This window comes from Blastococcus sp. SYSU DS0541, assembly GCF_054050875.1.
The window spans coordinates 20671-37328 of the sequence record NZ_JBJHAD010000016.1 but is presented as its reverse complement, the minus strand read 5'-3'; the positions used below and the strand labels follow the sequence as shown (position 1 = coordinate 37328).

Genomic DNA, 16658 nt, shown 5'->3' with positions numbered 1-16658 from the left:
CCGCCGGCCCGGTCGGTGGTGTAGCGCGGGCGCGCGTCAGCCGGCGTCCGCCCAGGACCGCACGACGGCGACGTCGAGCGGGAAGTCGACGGGAAAGGCGCCGAACAGCAGCCGCCCGGCGGTCGCCGCGGCGGCGCGGACCGCCTCGGCCACCTCGTCGGCCAGGTGCTCGGGCGTGTGCACCACCACCTCGTCGTGGAGGAAGAACACCAGGTGCGGCCGCGCGCCGACGGTGTCGCCGTCCCCGAGCCGCCACAGCCGGTTGCGGAGGTCGGCCAGCCAGCACAGCGCCCACTCCGCGCCCGTGCCCTGGACGACGAAGTTGCGGGTGAACCGGCCCCAGGCGCGGCGGGCCCGGTCCCCTTCCTCGTGCGGCCACGCCCCGGGCCGCGGCGACCCCCGGCCGAGCAGGGTGTGCACCACCTCGCCGCACTCCCCGGCGCGGGCGGCGTCCTCCACCAGCCCGATGGCGCGGGGGTAGCGGCGCGCCAGCCGGGGCATCATGCGCCCGCTCTCACCCCGGGTGCCGCCGTACATCGCGCCGAGGATGCCGAGCTTGGCGTCGGCCCGGGTGGCCACGGTGCCCGCGGCGACCATCCCCGCGTAGAGGTCGGCGGCCCGCGCCGCCTCGGCCATGGCCCCGTCCCCGCTCATCCCCGCCAGCACCCGCGGCTCCAGCTGGGCGACGTCGGCGACGACGAACCGCCACCCCTGGTCGGCGACCGCCGCTGGCCGGACGACGGTGGGCACCGAGAGCGCCCCACCCCCGGAGGACGCCCACCGCCCGGTCACCACCCCACCGGGGACGAAGACCGCGCGGAACCGGCCGTCGCGCACCCAGGTGTCCAGCCACGCCCACCCGTTGGCCGCGAGCAGCCGGGACAGCTTCCGGTACTCCAGGAGGGCCGGGATGCCGGGGTGGTCCAGCTGCTCCAGCGTCCAGGACCGGGTATCGGCGATCGGCAGCCCGGCGTGCTGCAGGACCCGCAGCAGCTCGCCGGGCGAGTCGGGGTTGAGCGCGGGCGCCCCGAACGACCTCCGGACCTCGCCCAGCAGCCGCTCGAGGACCGCCGGGCGAGCACCGGCCGACGGGCGCGGACCGAGCAGGCCGGTCAGCAGGCGCTCGTGCACGTCGGTGCGCCACGGCAGCCCGGTGTGCGCGAGCTCGGCCGCGACCAGCGCACCGGAGGACTCCGCGGCCAGCAGCAGGGCGAGCCGGTCCCGTTCCGGCGAGGCGGCCACGGTCGCCTGCTGGCGCCGGTGCTCGGCCAGCGGGTCGAGGAGGTCGGCGGGGTCGGCCAGCGGGAACAGGGCCGACTCCGGCGGCGGGCCGGGCGCCAGCGCGTCCCAGCCCGGGGTGTCCTCCCCGGCCAGCAGCTCCCGGGCGGCGAACGGCGACCGCCGCAGGATCGCGTGGCCCAGCCGCAGGTCGCTGCACCGCTCCACCCGGACCCCGGCCGCGAGCAGCGCCGGGTACCAGCGGGTGGTGTCGTCCCACACCCAGCGGACCGGCGCGGGGCCCGTCTCGCGCCGACGCACGTACCCGGCCAGCGCCGCCCGGTCCAGCCGCGCGCCGGTCGCCCCGTCCGCGTCGAGCTCGACGGCCTCCACCGCCTCACCGCTGCGCCGGAGCAGGACCCGCTCCACCCGCGCCCCGGGCCTACGGGGTCGGCGGGGCGCCCCGGCCGAGCAGCCGGTGCAGGCAGCGCGCCGGCAGGACCAGGACCGCGCGGGCGACGTGCACGCCCAGGCGGAGCAGGTCGGCGTAGTCGGGCGGGCGGACGGCGGGAGGGTCCCCGGCCCCGCCCGGCGTGGAGCGGCCGGCGGGGGCGACGGGCCGGGGCGGCGCGGGGGGCGGGGAGGGGACGGCCTGTTGCTCCCGGGCCTCCCGCCGCTCCGGGGCCCCGGGCAGCAGGAGGTCGACCGCCGACCGGCGCCGCGGCCCCCGCAGCGACTCGAACGACGGGATGACCGGCGCCACCGGTCCCTCGCCGTCCCGCGCCGCCGCACCGGGCCGGTCGTCGGCGCCCCGCAGCCGGGCGGGCGGCTCGGGGACGACGGCCCGGATCGCGGCCACCAGCCCGGGGCCGAGGCCCGCGACGGCGCTGAGCTCCCGCCGGCTGAGGGTCGCGAGCGCCTCGACCTCGGTGATCCCGGCGCGGCTGAGGGCGGTGACCGCCCGGGCGGGGAGGCCCAGGTCCCGGATCGTCCCCGCGGGCTGTCCCGGTGCGCTGGTCGGCATGTCGGTCAACCCTAGCCATGCCCCCCGACGCCTGCTCCGGAGGCGGTCGGCCGGCCCACGGGAGGACTCTCAGACCGCGACCAACTCGTAGGCGTGCCCGGCAGCCCGCAGCCGCTCGACCAGCACCTCCCCCATCGCCGTCGCCGGGGTGAGCGACCCCGCCCGGTCGGGCAGCCGGTCGCCGTCCAGGGCGAGCGCGAGGGCGCTCTCCCCGAGCATCACGGCGGTGGCCTTGTACCCCGGGTCACCGCTGCCCGCGGCCGTCGCCCGGTAGCGCCGCCCGTCCTCGGCGGTGGCGTCGACGACCATGCGGAACCAGCCCTTCTCCCGGACGGACTCGCTGGGGCCGGTGCCGGGCGCGGGCAGCACCCGGTCCAGCAGCGCGCGGGTCGGCGAGAGGCTCATCGCCGACACGGTGGCGAGCAGCCCGGCGGTGACCCCGGCGGCGGTCACGGCGCCCACCGGGCCGCGCCCCACGCCCATCACCTCGCCGTACCGCAGCTCCCGCCCGTAGGCCCAGTCCTGCAGCGCGTTGCTGCGCCGGACGATGCGGGTGTTGAAGGGGGCCATCACGAACGGCGCCGTCCACCGACCGTCGGGGGTCTGCGTGGGCATGCCGGCGTCCCGCGGCTGGCGGGTGTCGGGCTCCGCCGCCCGGTCGGGGCTCAGCGCGAAGGGGTCGCCGACCACCCGGCGCCGGGCCGGGTCGGCCTGCAGCGCCTCCACCTGTGCGCGCATCGAGTCGATGGTCCCGCCGCTGAACCCGCCCCGCAGGGTGGCGACCAGCTGCACGTCGCGCAGGCAGCCGGCGCCGTCGGCCGCGGCCTGCCGGGCCAGCAGGAACACGCTGAGGTCCGAGGGGATCGAGTCGTAGCCGCACGCGTGCACGATCCGCGCGCCGGTCTCCTGGGCGACGGCGTCGCAGCGGTCGATCGCGTCCCGGACGAAGAGCACCTCGCCGGTGAGGTCGGCGTAGTGGGTGCCGGCCCGGGCGCAGGCCTCCACGACCGGCAGCCCGTACCGGGCGTACGGGCCCACGGTCGTCACCAGCACGCGGGTCGCGGCCGCGAGGGCGTCCAGCGAGGCGGGGTCGGTGGAGTCGGCCTCGACCAGGGTCCAGTTCCGACCGCCGGAGGGCAGTGCCCGGCGGACCTCCTCGAGCCGCTCCCGGGAACGGCCGGCCAGCGCGATGCGGATCTCGGGCGGGGCGTGGTCGGCGAGGTAGCCCGCCAGCAGCCGGCCGACGAAGCCGGTGGCCCCGTAGACGACGAGGTCGTGGGTCCGTGCGTCTTCTGCCATGCGGCCATCCTGACCTGCCGCGGGACCGGGTGTCCCGCCGGCCGGCGCCACCCCCGGCCGCGATGCCGGCGGCGCGCGGGCACGTCTCGGGGAGGTCACGAGCCGGAACACGGGTCACTCCGACCCCCTCTGTGCGTCAGGAGCCCGGGAGGGTGCCGATGGAGGGCGCATGGCAGTGCGGCTCGCATCGGTGCGGACCGCGACCCGTCGGCAGGTCGCGGAACGGTCGTCGACGTCCCCGTGGTGGCGGTCGGCGGTGGTCTACCAGGTCTACCTGCGCTCGTTCGCCGACGGCAACGGCGACGGCATCGGGGATCTCGCCGGGCTGCGGTCCCGGCTGCCCTACCTGTCGTGGCTGGGCGTCGACGCGGTGTGGATCAACCCGCACTACCCCTCCGGGGGAGCCGACGGCGGCTACGACATCGTGGACTACCGCGCCGTCGACCCGGAGTACGGCGACGTCGCCGACCTGGAGGCGCTCGTCGCCGAGGCCCGCGCGCTGGGCCTGCGGGTGGTGCTGGACGTCGTTCCCAACCACACCTCCGACCGGCACCCCTGGTTCCAGGCCGCGCTGGCCGACCCGGGGTGCCTCGAGGCGTCGCGCTACCACTTCGCGCCGCCGTCGGAGGAGCCGCCGAACAACTGGCAGTCGCTCTTCGGCGGGCCGGCGTGGTCGCGCACCCCCGACGGCCGCTGGTACCTGCACCTGTTCGCCCCCGAGCAGCCCGACCTCAACTGGCGCGACCCGGCCGTCGCCGCGGACTTCGAGCGGACCCTGCGCTTCTGGCTCGACCGCGGCGTCAGCGGCTTCCGCGTCGACGTCGCCTACGGCCTGTTCAAGGACGCCGGCCTGCGCGACAACCCGGGGGCCTACTCCCCCACCCTGTTCGGGCACGGCCCCGAGCAGGCGATGACCTGGAACCAGCCCGAGGTGCACGACGTCTGGCGGCGCTGGCGGTCGATCTGCGACGAGTACCCCGACACGATGCTCGTCGGCGAGGTGTGCCTGGCCGACCCGCGCGAGGTCGCCCTGTACTCGCGCCCCGACGAGATGCACCAGTCGTTCAGCTTCCGGCTGCTGAAGTCGGCCTGGTCGACCGAGGCCTTCGCCGACGGCGTGCGCAGCGCGCTGGACGCCTTCGGCGAGGTCGGCGCCCCGGTCTCCTGGGTGCTCGGCAATCACGACAAGGACCGGCAGGTCACCCGGTTCGGCGGTGGCGCCGTGGGCGCCGCCCGCGCCCGGGCCGCCGCGCTGCTGATGCTGGCGCTGCCCGGCTCCGCCTACGTCTACGCCGGCGACGAACTGGGCCTGCCGCAGGCCGACGTCCCGGACGAGGCCAAGCGGGACCCGATCTTCTTCCGCAGCGGCGGCGCCCGCAGCGGGCGGGACGGCTGCCGCGTGCCGATGCCCTGGAACCCGGCACCCGGGGTCGGTTTCTCCACCCGGCCCGACGCCGAGCCCTGGCTGCCGATCCCCGACCAGTGGGACCGGTACGCCGTGTCCCGCCAGTCGCGCGACGGCGGCTCGATGCTGACCCTCTACCGGCGGGCGCTGGCGCTGCGCGAGGCGCACCCGGCGCTGGGCTCCGGCGAGGCCACGGTCAGCACGCGGGGCGACGTCCTCACTGTCCGGTGCACCGCCGGTGACGGCAGCGTGGTCCGGTGCGTGGTCAACATGGGCACGGGCACGACGCTGGTGCGCACCCGCGGCACGGTCCTGCTGGCGTCCAACACGCACGTGCGCCGCTCCCCGGCGACCGTGGCGCTGCCGCCGCACACCGCGATCTGGCTCGCCGAGGGCTGACCCCACCCGTACGAGGGGGTTCCCGGGGCCGGACGCTGGAGCCGGGCCGGCGACCGGCCGATGGGGTCGGGTGACCAGCGTGGCGGAACGATCCGGTGGGGAGCGTGCTCCCGACCTGCCCGTACCACGTCCCCCGGACGCCGGCGCGGCGCCGCTCTCGGCGCGGATCGACGAGCTGGAGGACCGCTCCCGGTTCGACGACGACGGCCTCGAACAGCGGGCCGAGCAGGCGCTGACCGAGGCCCGCCGGCTGCGCATGCCCGAGCTGGAGCAGCGCGCCCGGCTGGTGCAGGCCGACCTGGTGCGGCGGCTCGGCAACGTGGCCGAGGCCGGCCGGGTGGCCGAGGAGATCAACCGCTGGGCCGCCGACCGCGGCTCCCGGCGCCTCCTGGCGCGGAGCCACTTCGTCCTGACCGCGGTGTTCCAGGAGCTGGGCGACCTCTCCCTGGCGCTGGAGCACGCCGTCCGCGCCGTCGAGCTGATCGACGAGGAGGTCCGGCCCCAGACCCGGATCGACCTCCACGCGCGGCTGGCCGACTGCCTGGGGCTCAACGGCGACCTCGCCGCCCGTGACCGCTACGACCACGTGCTGGAGCTGGCCGAGGAGATCGACGACGTCGACCGGCAGCTGCTCGTGCTCAACAACCGCACCTACTGCGAGAGCCTCTCCGGGCGGTTCGAGGAGGCCCTGGTCTGGAGCCGGAAGCTGCAGGAGCTGGCGGCGCGGCACGGCATCCCGCTCGGGGTCGGCCGGCTGGACACGATCGGCCGTGCCCTCATGGAGCTGGGGTGCCTCGAGGACGCCGAGACCGCCATGGCGCCCGGTCTCCACCCGGAGCTGCTCGACGCCTCGCTGGACGGCGACGCCGGGGCCGACTTCCTGCTGACCCTCACCGAGATCCGCCGTCGCCGCGGGCGCCTGGACGAGGCGCAGGAGAGCCTCGACGAGTGCGTGCGCCGCTGCGAGCGGTTCGGGCTGACGTCCATCCGCGTGCGGGCCCGCCGCGAGCTGGCCGAGCTGCACGCGGCCCGCGGTCGCTTCCGGGCGGCGTACGAGGAGCACAAGCGCTACTGCGCCGAGCTCATGGAGCTGCAGTCGGGCGAGCGCGACGCGCGGGCCCGCGCGCTGCAGGCCATGTACGAGACCACCGAGGCCCGCCGGCAGAGCCGCAGGTACCGGGAGCTCTCGCTGCGCGACCCGCTGACCGGGCTGTACAACCGCCGCTACGTCGACGAGGAGCTGCCGCGCCTGCTGGCGGCCCGCCCGGGCGACGTGACCGTGGCACTGCTGGACCTCGACCACTTCAAGCGGGTCAACGACACCTGCTCCCACGAGGTCGGTGACCAGGTGCTGCGGGCCGTCGCCGCGATCCTCCAGGAGACCGCCACGGGCTCCGCCGGGTCGTTCGCCGCCCGGCTGGGCGGCGAGGAGTTCCTGCTGGTGCAGACCGGCACCGGGCCCGGTGCGGCGGCGTGGCACCTGGAGGGCGTCCGCCGGGCGATCGCCGAGCACCCGTGGGCGGCGCTGACCGGTGGCGTCCCGGTGACCGTCAGCATCGGGATCGCCGGCGGCGGCAGCACGCCCGCGGAGGTGCTCGGCCGCGCCGACGCCTCGCTGTACGCGGCGAAGCGGCAGGGCCGCGACCGCGTCGTCACCGTGGCCTGAGCGTCAGACGGGCTCGACCCCGAAGATCCCGGCCAGCCGCTCGATCTTGCGTGCGCGGCCGAGGCGGGGCAGGTCGCTGCCGTCGCGGATGACCTGCCCGCGGGCGTCGAAGTCGGCGAGGAAGTCACGAGCCCAGGCGACGTCCGAAGGCGCGGGGCTGATGACCTCGTTGATCACCGGCAGCTGGTCCATGTCCAGGCACAGCTTCCCGGTCAGCCCGAGGGAGACGGTGACGGCGCTCTGCTCCCGCAGGACCGGCAGGCTGGTGCTCACGGTCGGGCCGTCGATCGGCCCGGGCAGGCCACCGATGCGGCTGGCCAGCACCAGGCGCGTCCGCGGGTAGGACATGGCCAGCTCGTCGGCGCTGGTGCCGGTGTCGCGGCGGTAGTCGCCGCTGCCGAACGCGAGGCGGAAGGCCCCACGGGCCCGGGCGATGTTCACCGCCTCCTCGATGCCGAGCGCCGACTCGACCAGCGCGAGGACGGGCGTGGCGCCGCCGAGACGGTCGAACGTCTCCGTCACGTGCTCGGCGGCCTCGGCCTTGGCGAGCATGACGCCGAGCAGCCCGGGCAGCCCGGCCAGCCCCGCCATGTCGTCGGCCCAGTACGGCGTCTCGTGGTCGTTGATCCGCACCCAGGCGCTGCGGTCCTCGCGGGAGAGCCACTGGACGACGCCCTCGCGCGCCTCGCCCTTGCGGGCGGGGTCGACGGCGTCCTCGATGTCGAGCACCACCGCATCGGCCCGTGACTCGTGGGCGACGTCGAAGAGCTCCGTCCGCGCCCCGTTCACCAGCAGCCAGGAGCGTGCGTCCTCAGGTCCGACCTTCCGCGTTCTCACCACGTCCCCATCCTCGTACGGATCGGCTCCCAGCACCTTCCGGCGCGCCACGCCCGACGGTTGCGCGCACCACACCGGTGCGCCCGCCGACGTGTCCTGAGACGGCCTGGAGGTACGCCGCGCGCGCAGGGGCGACCCCGTACGAGAGGAGCAGACGTGACCGACGGAAACCTCGAGGAGACCGGCACCGGAGAGGCCGCCAGGCGGATCGGGCAGGCGCCGACGACGACCGACGTCACCGATCCGGAGCGTTCCTCGCGCAACACCGCGGCCGGCTCCGGGTCCGAGCCCGGCGAGGGCCCGGTCCAGCCCGCGGCCGACGAGGGCGTCGACCCCTCGGCCAGCATCGGGCCGCACGACGAGGGCCTGGCCTGAGCCCCCGGCCCGTCGCCGGCGTCCCCCGGGGCCGCGGGCGACGGCCCGCCGTCAGGCCCCGGCGACCTGCGGGGCGACGTCGGTGCCGAGGAGCTCGATGCCGCGCAGCAGGTCCTCGTGCCCCAGCCGCGGGTTGGTCATCTGCAGCGCCACGCGGTCCACGCCGCCCAGCTGCTCGGACACCCGCCGCAGCTTGGCGGCCACGGTGTCCGGGTCGCCCATGAAGAACGCGCCGTCCGGGCCGCTGGTGGCGTCGAACTGCGCCCGTGTCGGGGTGGCGAACCCCCGCTCGCGGGAGATCTTCGCGAACATCTCGTGCCAGCCCGGGTAGATCGTGTCGGCGGCGGCCTGCGTGCTCTCCGCCACGAAGCCGAAGACGTGCAGCCCCACCTGCAGCGCCTCGGGCGGGTGCCCGGCGTGCGCACCGGCCCGGCGGTAGAGGTCGACCAGCGGGGCGAACTGGCGCGGCTCCCCGCCGATGATCGCGACCATCAGGGGGAGACCCAGCAGCCCGGCCCGCGCGAAGGACTCCGGCGTGCCCCCGACCCCCACCCAGATCGGCAGCGGGTCCTGCAGCGGGCGAGGGTGGACGCCCTGCCCGGTGAGCGGCGGCCGGTGCTTCCCCGACCAGGTGACGTGCTCCGACGCCCGGATGCGCAGCAGCAGGTCGAGCTTCTCGGCGAAGAGCTCGTCGTAGTCGGCCAGGCTGAGGCCGAAGAGCGGGAAGGCCTCGGTGAACGAGCCACGCCCCACCACGAGGTCGACCCGGCCGCGGGAGATGAGGTCGAGGGTGGCGAACTGCTGGAAGACGCGCACCGGGTCGGCGGCGCTCAGCACGGTGACCGCGCTGCCCAGCCGGATGCGCGAGGTGCGCGCCGCGGCGGCCCCGAGGATCACCGGCGGCGCGGAGTCGTAGTACTCGCTGCGGTGGTGCTCGCCGATGCCGAAGGAGTACAGCCCGACTCGGTCGGCGAGCTCGATCTCCTCGAGCAGGTGCGCCATCCGCTCCTCCGGGCCGATCAGCCGCTCGGTGCGCGGATCGGTCACCGCCGCGACGAAGCTGTCGACGCCGACGTGCATGCCGTCCTCCAGGAGCTCGGTGCGAAAGGGACCGGGCGGCCCCGCGGCTCAGTCAACACGGCAGTGGCGAAGGGCGCTGCCGGCCCCGGGCTCCGCCTCCCCCAGGGCGACCTCCCAGGTCAGCTCGTCACCCCCCGGCCGGTCGACGACGAGGACCCCCTCGGGTGTGGCCTGCACCCGCTCGAGGTACCGGCTCCACCGGGCCGCGTGGCGCCGCATCCGGCCGCCCGGCAGCGTCCGGCCGCGCGCCCGCTGGCCCGCCCGGGCGAGCGGGGGCGGCACGTCGAGCAGCACCACGCGCAGCGTCCGGCCCGACCGGCGGGCCACCCGCGCCACCAGGCTCCGCCACGGGGAACTGGTCCACGGGTCGGTGAGCACGACCAGCGGCGCGTCGCCGCCCACCGTCCGCAGCACGCGCCACCGGTGCCAACAGTGCACCCACGGCCGCAGCAGCCGGTACGGGACGCCGATCCCCGCCCGGCGCACCCGGGCGGCGACGTCCTCGGAGTCCAGGGCGGCGACGCCGGGGGCGTCGTCGGCGAGCAGGCGCCGCAGCAGCGTGGTCTTGCCGCTGCCCGGCAGCCCGCCCACGACCAGGAGGACGCGGCCGGACGGCGCCGCGGACGCACCGCTCCGGGGCGCTGCGGACGGGACCGTGCTGCTGACCACGGCGCCTCCTCTTCGCTCGGGAGGGCGAGGCTCCCTCGCCGAGGTGGTGTTTCCCGGGGAGCTCCCTGGGTGTCGGCTGTGAACCGGGCCCGCGGCGCCGTGCTCAGCCCGCGGGGACGACCCGATCGAGCCAGGTCAGCAGGTCGCGGACCACCTCGTCGCGGTTGGTCTCGTTGAAGACCTCGTGCCGGGCGCCGGGGTAGGCCTGCAGCGTCACGTCCCGGACGCCGGCCTCCCGCAGCCGGTGGACCAGCACCTGCACCAGCGCGAGCCGGCCGTTGAGCGGGTCCGCGTCGCCCACCGCCACGTAGACCGGCAGGTCGTCGCGGAGCCCGCGCAGCCGCTCGATGTCGGCCAGCTGCCGCCCGGCCAGGAACATCTGCCGGCTGTCGGCGGCGGCCAGGCCGAAGCCGCACCGCGGGTCGGCCACGTAGGCGTCCACCTGCGCCTCGTCGCGGGAGAGCCAGTCGTAGTCGGTGCGGGCCGGCTGGAACGGGGCGTTGAAGGCCGAGAGGTCGGTGGGGCCGTCCAGGTCCACCGCGGGCTCGATCAGGTCCAGCACCGTCGTCCCGGTGAGCACCAGGGCGGCGAGCTCCCCGGAGTGGTCCAGCACGTGCTGCTGCGCGGCGAAGGAACCCATGCTGTGCCCGAGCAGCACCAGCGGCGCATCGGGGAGCTCGGCGCGCACGTGGGCGCTGAGCCGGCCGATGTCGCGCACCAGCTCGTCCCAGCCGCCGGGCCCCAGGTCGCCCCACGCACCGTCGCCGGCCGTGGCGCCGTGACCGCGGTGGTCCTGCCCCACGACCAGCCAGCCGGCCGCGGTCAGCGCGGCGGCCAGCGCCTCGTAGCGGAGCAGGTGCTCACCCATGCCGTGGGTGAGCTGCACGACGCCGCGGACCGGGCCGGCGGGGTCCCACCGGTAGGCGGTGACCGGGACGTCGTGGGCGGAAGGGAGCTGGAAGGTCTGGTCCGGCATGCCGGGAGGCTACGACGGGGCGCCCCCGGAGAGGCTGGAGGCGGATCGGAGGCCACCGGTCCGCAGCGACCCGGTGGCCCGGCGGTGAGCAGACCCCGCGCCGGCCGCATCGCGGAACGACTGGGCCTGCGCGACCCGGCCGAGATCGTCGCCGGCTTCGACCGGCCCAACCTCCGCCTGGCGGTGGAGCGCGAGAGCGACGACGGCCGGCTGGAGTTGTTCTGGACCAGGACCTCACCCCCGGCCAGGCGGTGCGGGAGGCCGTGGAGGTGTCCGAGACCCACCAGCGGCTCATCCGCTCCCGGATCGAGATGGTGCGAGGCCGGCACGGCCGCGGACCACGCCGTCGGCGACGCACCGTTCCCGGTGAACGCCGAGGTGCGGCACCGCGAGTGGGGGCACGGCGTGGTCATGTCCGTGGAGCCCGACCGGCTGACCGTCCTGTTCGACCAGGAGGGCTGGTCGAGGAACGGCGCCGGGCCGGCGCGGCCGGTGCCGGTGGACGGCGGCAGCCGACCGATCAGCCCCGCTCGGCGATGTGCTTCACGGCCGCGAGCGTCACCGGGATGCCCTCGTGCGCCTGCCGGGTGCGCAGCGCGATCTGCTCGTCGGCGCGCTCCCCGAAGCGCTCGGCGAACATCGCCAGGCCGGCGGGCAGGAACTCCCACGACTCGGTGAGCTGCGTCCCGCCGGTGACCGGCGCCATGCCGAAGCCCCACCGCACGAAGTCGTCGCCGACCACCCAGGCGAACTCGCGGCCGCGGTCGGCGACGACCACCCGCGAGCGGGTCTCCCAGGTGCGGTCGGGCGTGGCGTTGCGCCCGGTGAACCGGTCGCCGACCTTCCCCGTGGCACCCTCGTCCCACCAGCACTCCTGGCAGATCGGGCTCCACTCACCGGTCCGCGTGACGTCGGAGACGAGGTCGTACAGCTCCTCCGGGGAGGCGGCGACGACGATCGAGGCGGAGTGGCGCAGTTCGCTCATCGGCGCAGTCTCGCAACCACCATGCGTGCCCGGCGACGCGCCCCGGGTATGCGGCGCCCCGTGGAAGAGCTGCTGCAGGAGATCGTCAACGTCCTGGTCGTCATCGTGGAGGCCTGCGGCGCGGCGGTCATCATCATCGGCGCGGTCTGGGCGTTCCTGCTCTTCCTGTGGGTCGGCTTCCGCGACCGGAGCACACGGGCGTTCGTCCCCGTCCGGCTCACGCTGGGCCGCTTCCTCGCGCTCGGCCTGGAGTTCCAGCTGGCCGCCGACGTCCTCAAGACCGCGGTCGCGCCGAGCTGGGAGGAGATCGGTCAGCTGGCCGCCATCGCGGCCATCCGGACGGTGCTCAACTACTTCCTCGGCAAGGAGATCGCGGAGGAGAAGCGCCAGATCGCCGAGGACGACGACGAAGCGTCCTCGGAGGACCCGACCGACCACCGGCGCGCCGGGCGGACGGTGTGAGCTCGACGCTGGTCGCGGTCACCGGGGCGATGTCCCCGGTCGTCGCCGCGTTCGCGCTGGTCTCCAGCGGGCTGGCCCTGGCCGTCACCCGCCGGCCGGCGCTCGCGGTCGGCATCCTCCTCGACCTGCTGGTGGCTGCCGGGCTGCTGCGGCTGGTGGGCGACCCCAGCTGGCAGCAGATCGTCGTGGCCGGAGCGATCGTGGCCCTGCGGCACCTGGTCAGCTACGGCCTGCGGCTGGGGGCACGGTCCCTGCAGGGCGAGCCCCCGGCGAACGGGGACCGCTCGCACCGCCCCCGGCCACCGCGCGACCTGGTGGCCCAGCTGCTGCGGCCGGCCTGGCACCGTTGAGCCGCCCGCCCGGCACGAGATCCCGGGTTCGACACCCTGCAGGGCAGCTGGTGGACCCTGCGGCCCGGCGCTATGCCCGGCGCGGTCCCGGAGCCGACCCCGCCGGCGTCTCCCCGCCCTCCAGTTCCCCCTCGGTGTCGAGGTAGGCCTGCTGCAGCTCGGCGAGCACCTGCGGGTCGGGCGACGCCCACATCTTCCGGTCCACCGCCTCCAGCAGCCGCTCCGCGATGCCGTGCAGCGCCCACGGGTTGGACTTCTCCATGAACTCCCGGTTCTCCGGGTCGAGCACGTAGGTCTGCGCCAGCTTCTCGTACATCCAGTCGGCCACCACGCCGGTCGTGGCGTCGTAGCCGAACAGGTAGTCGACCGTGGCGGCGAGCTCGAAGGCGCCCTTGTAGCCGTGCCGGCGCATCGCCGCGAGCCACTTCGGGTTGACCACGCGGGCGCGGAACACCCGCGCCGTCTCCTCGGTGAGCGACCGGGTGCGCACCTGCTCGGGCCGGGTCGAGTCGCCGATGTAGGCCTTCGGCGCCGAGCCGGTGAGCGCGCGCACCGTGGCGACCATCCCGCCGTGGTACTGGAAGTAGTCGTCGGAGTCGGCGATGTCGTGCTCGCGGGTGTCGACGTTCTTCGCGGCGACGGCGATCCGCTTGTAGGCCGCCTCCATGTCCGGCCGCGCCTGCACCCCGTCGAGGTCGCGGCCGTAGGCGTAGCCGCCCCACACCGCGTAGACCTCGGCGAGGTCGGCGTCTCCGCGCCAGTTCCGGCTGTCGATCAGCGGGAGCAGCCCCGCCCCGTAGGCGCCGGGCTTGGAGCCGAAGACGCGGGTGGTGGCCCGCCGGCGGTCGCCGTGGGTGGCCACGTCGGCGTCCACGTGGGCCTTGACGTAGTTCTCGTCGTCGGACTCGTCCTCGAGCGAGGCGGCGAGGCTCACCGCGTCGTCGAGCATGGTGACCACGTGCGGGAAGGCGTCCCGGAAGAATCCGCTGATCCGCACGGTGACGTCGATCCGCGGCCTGCCCAGCTCGTCCAGCGGGACCGGCTCGAGCGCCGTCACCCGCCGGGAGGCCTCGTCCCACACCGGGCGGACGCCGAGCAGCGCCAGGACCTCGGCGACGTCGTCGCCCGAGGTCCGCATGGCCGAGGTCCCCCAGACCGAGAGCCCGACCGAGCGCGGGTACTCGCCGGTGTCGGCGCGGTAGCGGTCGACCAGCGACTCGGCCATCGCCTGGCCGGTCTCCCAGGCCAGCCGCGAGGGCACCGCGCGGGGGTCCACGGAGTAGAAGTTCCGGCCGGTCGGGAGCACGTTGACCAGGCCGCGCAGCGGGGAGCCCGACGGGCCGGCCGGCACGTAGCCGCCCTCGAGGGCGTGCAGCGTGGCGTCGAGCTCGTCGGTGGTGCGCGCCAGCCGGGGCACCACCTCGTCGACGGCGAACCGGAGCACCGCCGCGACCGCCTCGTCGTCGCGGTCGAGGACCTCGCGCACGACCTCGGGGACGGCGGCCCCGGTCCAGCCGCGCTCCTCCATCGCACCGACCAGCGCGGCGGCCAGCGCCTCGATCCGGTCGGTCTCGTGCAACCCGGCGGTGCCGTCCTCGGTCAGGCCGAGCGCCTCGCGCAGCCCGGGCAGGGCCACCGAGCCGCCCCAGATCTGCCGGGCGCGCAGCATCGCCACGACCAGGTCGACCCGGTCCTGCCCCGAGGGCGGCGTGCCGAGCACGTGCAGCCCGTCGCGGATCTGGGAGTCCTTGATCTCGCAGAGCCACCCGTCGACGTGCAGGATCATCTCGTCGAAGTGGTCGTCCTCGGGGCGCTCGTTGAGCCCGAGGTCGGAGTCCAGCTTCGCCGCCTGCAGCAGGGTCCAGATCTGGGCGCGGACGGCGGGCAGCTTCGCCGGGTCCATCGCCGCGACGTTGGCGTGCTCGTCGAGCAACTGCTCCAGGCGGGCGATGTCGCCGTAGGTCTCGGCGCGGGCCATCGGCGGCACCATGTGGTCGACCAGGGTGGCGTGCGCGCGGCGCTTGGCCTGGCTGCCCTCACCGGGGTCGTTGACCAGGAACGGGTAGACCAGCGGCAGGTCGCCGATCGCGGCGTCGGGTGCGCAGGAGGCCGACAGCCCGACGGTCTTGCCCGGCAGCCACTCCATGTTGCCGTGCTTGCCGACGTGCACCAGCGCGTGCGCGCCGAACACCGACCGCAACCACCAGTAGGCCGCGAGGTAGTGGTGCGAGGGCGGCAGGTCGGGGTCGTGGTAGATCGCGATCGGGTTCTCGCCGAAGCCGCGCGGCGGCTGCACCATCACGACGACGTTCCCCGCGCGCAGCGCCGCGAAGACGATGGCCTGGTCGTCCCCGGAGCCGTCCACGAACAGCGAGCCGGGCGCCTCGCCCCAGTGCTCGGTCATCGCCTCGCGCAGGTCGGCCGGGAGCGTGTCGAAGTGCCTCCGGTACTCGTCGGCCGGGATGCGCACCGGGTTGCCGGAGAGCTGCTCCTCGGTCAGCCAGTTCTCGTCCTGGCCGCCGGCGGCGATGAGCGCGTGCACCAGGGCGTCGCCGTCGAGGTCCGCCACACCGGGCAGCGCGTCGGGTCCGTCGAACGGGCCGACGTCGTAGCCCGCGCCGTGCATCGCGGCCAGCAGCCGCACCACCGACGCCGGGGTGTCCAGCCCGACGGCGTTGCCGATGCGGGCGTGCTTGGTCGGGTAGGCCGACAGCATCACGACGATGCGGCGCTCGGCCGGCGGGGTGTGCCGCAGCCGCGCGTGGGCGACGGCGGTGCCGGCCACCCGCGCGGCGCGCTCGGGGTCGGCGACGTAGCGGGTCAGCCCGTCGTCGTCTGTCTCCTTGAAGGAGAACGGCACGCTGATCAGGCGTCCGTCGAACTCGGGGATCGCGACCTGGTTGCCGACGTCGAGCGGCGAGAGGCCGTCGTCGTCGGCGAGCCACTCGTCGCGCGACCGGGTGAGGCACAGCCCCTGGATCACGGGGACGTCGAGCGCGGCGAGCTGCCCGACGTCCCAGGCGCCGTCGTCACCGCCGGCCTGCGCGGTGGCCGGCCGCGAGCCGCCGGCGGCCAGCACGGTCACCACCAGGGCGTCGGCGGTGCCGAGCGTGGCGAGCAGGTCGTCGGGGACGCTGCGCAGCGAGCTCACGAACACCGGCAGCGGCTGCGCGCCGGCCTCCTCGACCGCGGTGCACAGCGCCTCGACGAAGGCGGTGTTCCCGGCGAGGTGGTGCGCGCGGTAGTAGAGGACGGCGACGCGCGGGCCCGTCGTCGTCCGCGGCGTGCGGTCCAGCAGCCCCCAGTCGGGGGCGACCGACGGCGGCTCGAACCCCTCGCCGGTGAGCAGCACGGTGTCGGAGAGGAAGCGGTGCAGCTGGGTCAGGTTGTCGGGGCCGCCCTGGGCCAGGTAGCCGTGCGCCTCGGTGGCCACGCCCATCGGGACGGTGGAGAGCTCCATCAGCTCCGCGTCGGGCAACTGCTCGCCGCCCAGGACCACGACGGGCGCCGGGCCGCCCAGCAGCGGCGCGATCAGCTCCTCGTACTGGCGGCGCACACCGAGGATGCGGACCACCACGAGCGCGCTGCCCTGGGCGAGCGCGGCGATCCCGTCGGCGTCCAGGCGGGCGGGGTTGCCCAGCCGCCAGTCCGCGCCGCTGGCCCGGGCCGAGAGCAGGTCGGTGTCGCTCGTGGAGAGCAGGGTGAACACGGCCGCGCCGCCTCCCTCGGGGTCCGCGCCCCGTTCCGCTGGGCACGGCAGCCGGAGTGTCTGGCTCGGCCCGGAGGCCTCACAGTGGCGGGACCGCGCCGGACTCGCACCGGCTTCCTTCTGCACTGCCGTGATGTGGGGCGAACGCTACCGGGGTGCGTGCGCAGCGCGAGCCGACCCCCACCGTCCGCATCCGGAGGCCGC

The 16658-nt window shown here is 75.7% G+C and carries 14 protein-coding genes and 1 riboswitch; of the genes, 5 read left to right on the top strand and 9 right to left on the bottom strand.

All coding sequences use genetic code 11. The features are described 5' to 3' along the window. Window positions 1–36: 36 nt before the first annotated feature. The 3 genes from ACI794_RS16360 to ACI794_RS16350 all read right to left on the bottom strand — a co-directional run bounded on the left by ACI794_RS16360 (window position 37) and on the right by ACI794_RS16350 (window position 3541). A complete protein-coding gene (locus tag ACI794_RS16360; protein WP_456616873.1) occupies window positions 37–1647 on the bottom strand; it encodes a bifunctional 3'-5' exonuclease/DNA polymerase in 1611 nt (536 codons plus the stop codon). Window positions 1648–1660: 13 nt separating this feature from the next. Continuing rightward, window positions 1661–2242, bottom strand: coding sequence for a DNA-directed RNA polymerase subunit alpha C-terminal domain-containing protein (locus ACI794_RS16355; protein ID WP_456604101.1), 582 nt, complete (start codon window positions 2240–2242; stop codon window positions 1661–1663). 69 nt (window positions 2243–2311) lie between these two features. Next, window positions 2312–3541 carry a saccharopine dehydrogenase family protein gene (locus ACI794_RS16350; protein ID WP_456616872.1) on the bottom strand — a complete coding sequence of 410 codons (1230 nt, stop codon included), beginning with the start codon at window positions 3539–3541 and terminating at the stop codon, window positions 2312–2314. A 169-nt stretch (window positions 3542–3710) separates the two neighbouring features. Between ACI794_RS16350 and ACI794_RS16345 the strand changes: the two genes are divergently transcribed. After that, complete coding sequence (locus ACI794_RS16345) at window positions 3711–5345, top strand: glycoside hydrolase family 13 protein (protein WP_456616871.1); 1635 nt, start codon at window positions 3711–3713, stop codon at window positions 5343–5345. A gap of 79 nt (window positions 5346–5424) precedes the next feature. Further along, window positions 5425–7011: a diguanylate cyclase gene (locus ACI794_RS16340; RefSeq protein WP_456616870.1), complete on the top strand. Its 1587-nt coding sequence runs from the start codon at window positions 5425–5427 to the stop codon at window positions 7009–7011. A gap of 3 nt (window positions 7012–7014) precedes the next feature. On the opposite strand, the gene ACI794_RS16335 is transcribed toward ACI794_RS16340, so the two are convergent. Next, window positions 7015–7851, bottom strand: coding sequence for an HpcH/HpaI aldolase/citrate lyase family protein (locus ACI794_RS16335; protein WP_456604097.1), 837 nt, complete (start codon window positions 7849–7851; stop codon window positions 7015–7017). A 153-nt stretch (window positions 7852–8004) separates the two neighbouring features. On the opposite strand from ACI794_RS16335, the gene ACI794_RS16330 reads away from it, so the two are divergent. Continuing rightward, window positions 8005–8223 (top strand): hypothetical protein, encoded by a 219-nt coding sequence (locus ACI794_RS16330; protein ID WP_456616869.1) that lies wholly within the window; start codon window positions 8005–8007, stop codon window positions 8221–8223. A 51-nt stretch (window positions 8224–8274) separates the two neighbouring features. Here the strand turns inward: ACI794_RS16330 and ACI794_RS16325 are convergent, their stop codons facing one another. The 4 genes from ACI794_RS16325 to ACI794_RS16310 form a co-directional block, all read right to left on the bottom strand. Then, window positions 8275–9303 carry an Atu2307/SP_0267 family LLM class monooxygenase gene (locus tag ACI794_RS16325; protein WP_456616868.1) on the bottom strand — a complete coding sequence of 343 codons (1029 nt, stop codon included), beginning with the start codon at window positions 9301–9303 and terminating at the stop codon, window positions 8275–8277. A gap of 48 nt (window positions 9304–9351) precedes the next feature. Beyond that, window positions 9352–9972 (bottom strand): AAA family ATPase, encoded by a 621-nt coding sequence (locus ACI794_RS16320; RefSeq protein ID WP_456604095.1) that lies wholly within the window; start codon window positions 9970–9972, stop codon window positions 9352–9354. Between the two features lie 103 nt (window positions 9973–10075). Further along, entirely contained in the window at window positions 10076–10948 is an 873-nt protein-coding gene (locus ACI794_RS16315; RefSeq protein WP_456604094.1) for an alpha/beta fold hydrolase, read from the bottom strand. A 520-nt stretch (window positions 10949–11468) separates the two neighbouring features. Further along, window positions 11469–11933: an SRPBCC family protein gene (locus ACI794_RS16310; protein WP_456616867.1), complete on the bottom strand. Its 465-nt coding sequence runs from the start codon at window positions 11931–11933 to the stop codon at window positions 11469–11471. A 60-nt stretch (window positions 11934–11993) separates the two neighbouring features. Between ACI794_RS16310 and ACI794_RS16305 the strand changes: the two genes are divergently transcribed. Then, the gene (locus ACI794_RS16305; RefSeq protein ID WP_456582964.1) at window positions 11994–12395 is read left to right on the top strand and encodes a DUF1622 domain-containing protein; all 402 of its coding nucleotides are present in this window, start codon (window positions 11994–11996) and stop codon (window positions 12393–12395) included. Next, entirely contained in the window at window positions 12392–12745 is a 354-nt protein-coding gene (locus ACI794_RS16300) for a DUF1622 domain-containing protein (RefSeq protein WP_456604092.1), read from the top strand. Before ACI794_RS16305 ends, ACI794_RS16300 begins: the two co-directional genes overlap by 4 nt. Before the next feature lie 70 nt (window positions 12746–12815). On the opposite strand, the gene cobN is transcribed toward ACI794_RS16300, so the two are convergent. Continuing rightward, a complete protein-coding gene (gene cobN / locus ACI794_RS16295; protein ID WP_456616866.1) occupies window positions 12816–16454 on the bottom strand; it encodes a cobaltochelatase subunit CobN in 3639 nt (1212 codons plus the stop codon). A 55-nt stretch (window positions 16455–16509) separates the two neighbouring features. Further along, a riboswitch (cobalamin riboswitch) is annotated at window positions 16510–16573 on the bottom strand. Between the last annotated feature and the right edge of the window lie 85 nt (window positions 16574–16658).

Coding starts and splice junctions, on each gene's coding strand:
- ACI794_RS16315 (WP_456604094.1), bottom strand. CDS start 10,948: ATGCCGGACCAGACCTTCCAGCTCCCTTCCGCCCACGACGTCCCGGTC.
- ACI794_RS16310 (WP_456616867.1), bottom strand. CDS start 11,933: ATGAGCGAACTGCGCCACTCCGCCTCGATCGTCGTCGCCGCCTCCCCG.
- ACI794_RS16350 (WP_456616872.1), bottom strand. CDS start 3,541: ATGGCAGAAGACGCACGGACCCACGACCTCGTCGTCTACGGGGCCACC.
- ACI794_RS16345 (WP_456616871.1), top strand. CDS start 3,711: ATGGCAGTGCGGCTCGCATCGGTGCGGACCGCGACCCGTCGGCAGGTC.
- ACI794_RS16355 (WP_456604101.1), bottom strand. CDS start 2,242: ATGCCGACCAGCGCACCGGGACAGCCCGCGGGGACGATCCGGGACCTG.
- ACI794_RS16325 (WP_456616868.1), bottom strand. CDS start 9,303: ATGCACGTCGGCGTCGACAGCTTCGTCGCGGCGGTGACCGATCCGCGC.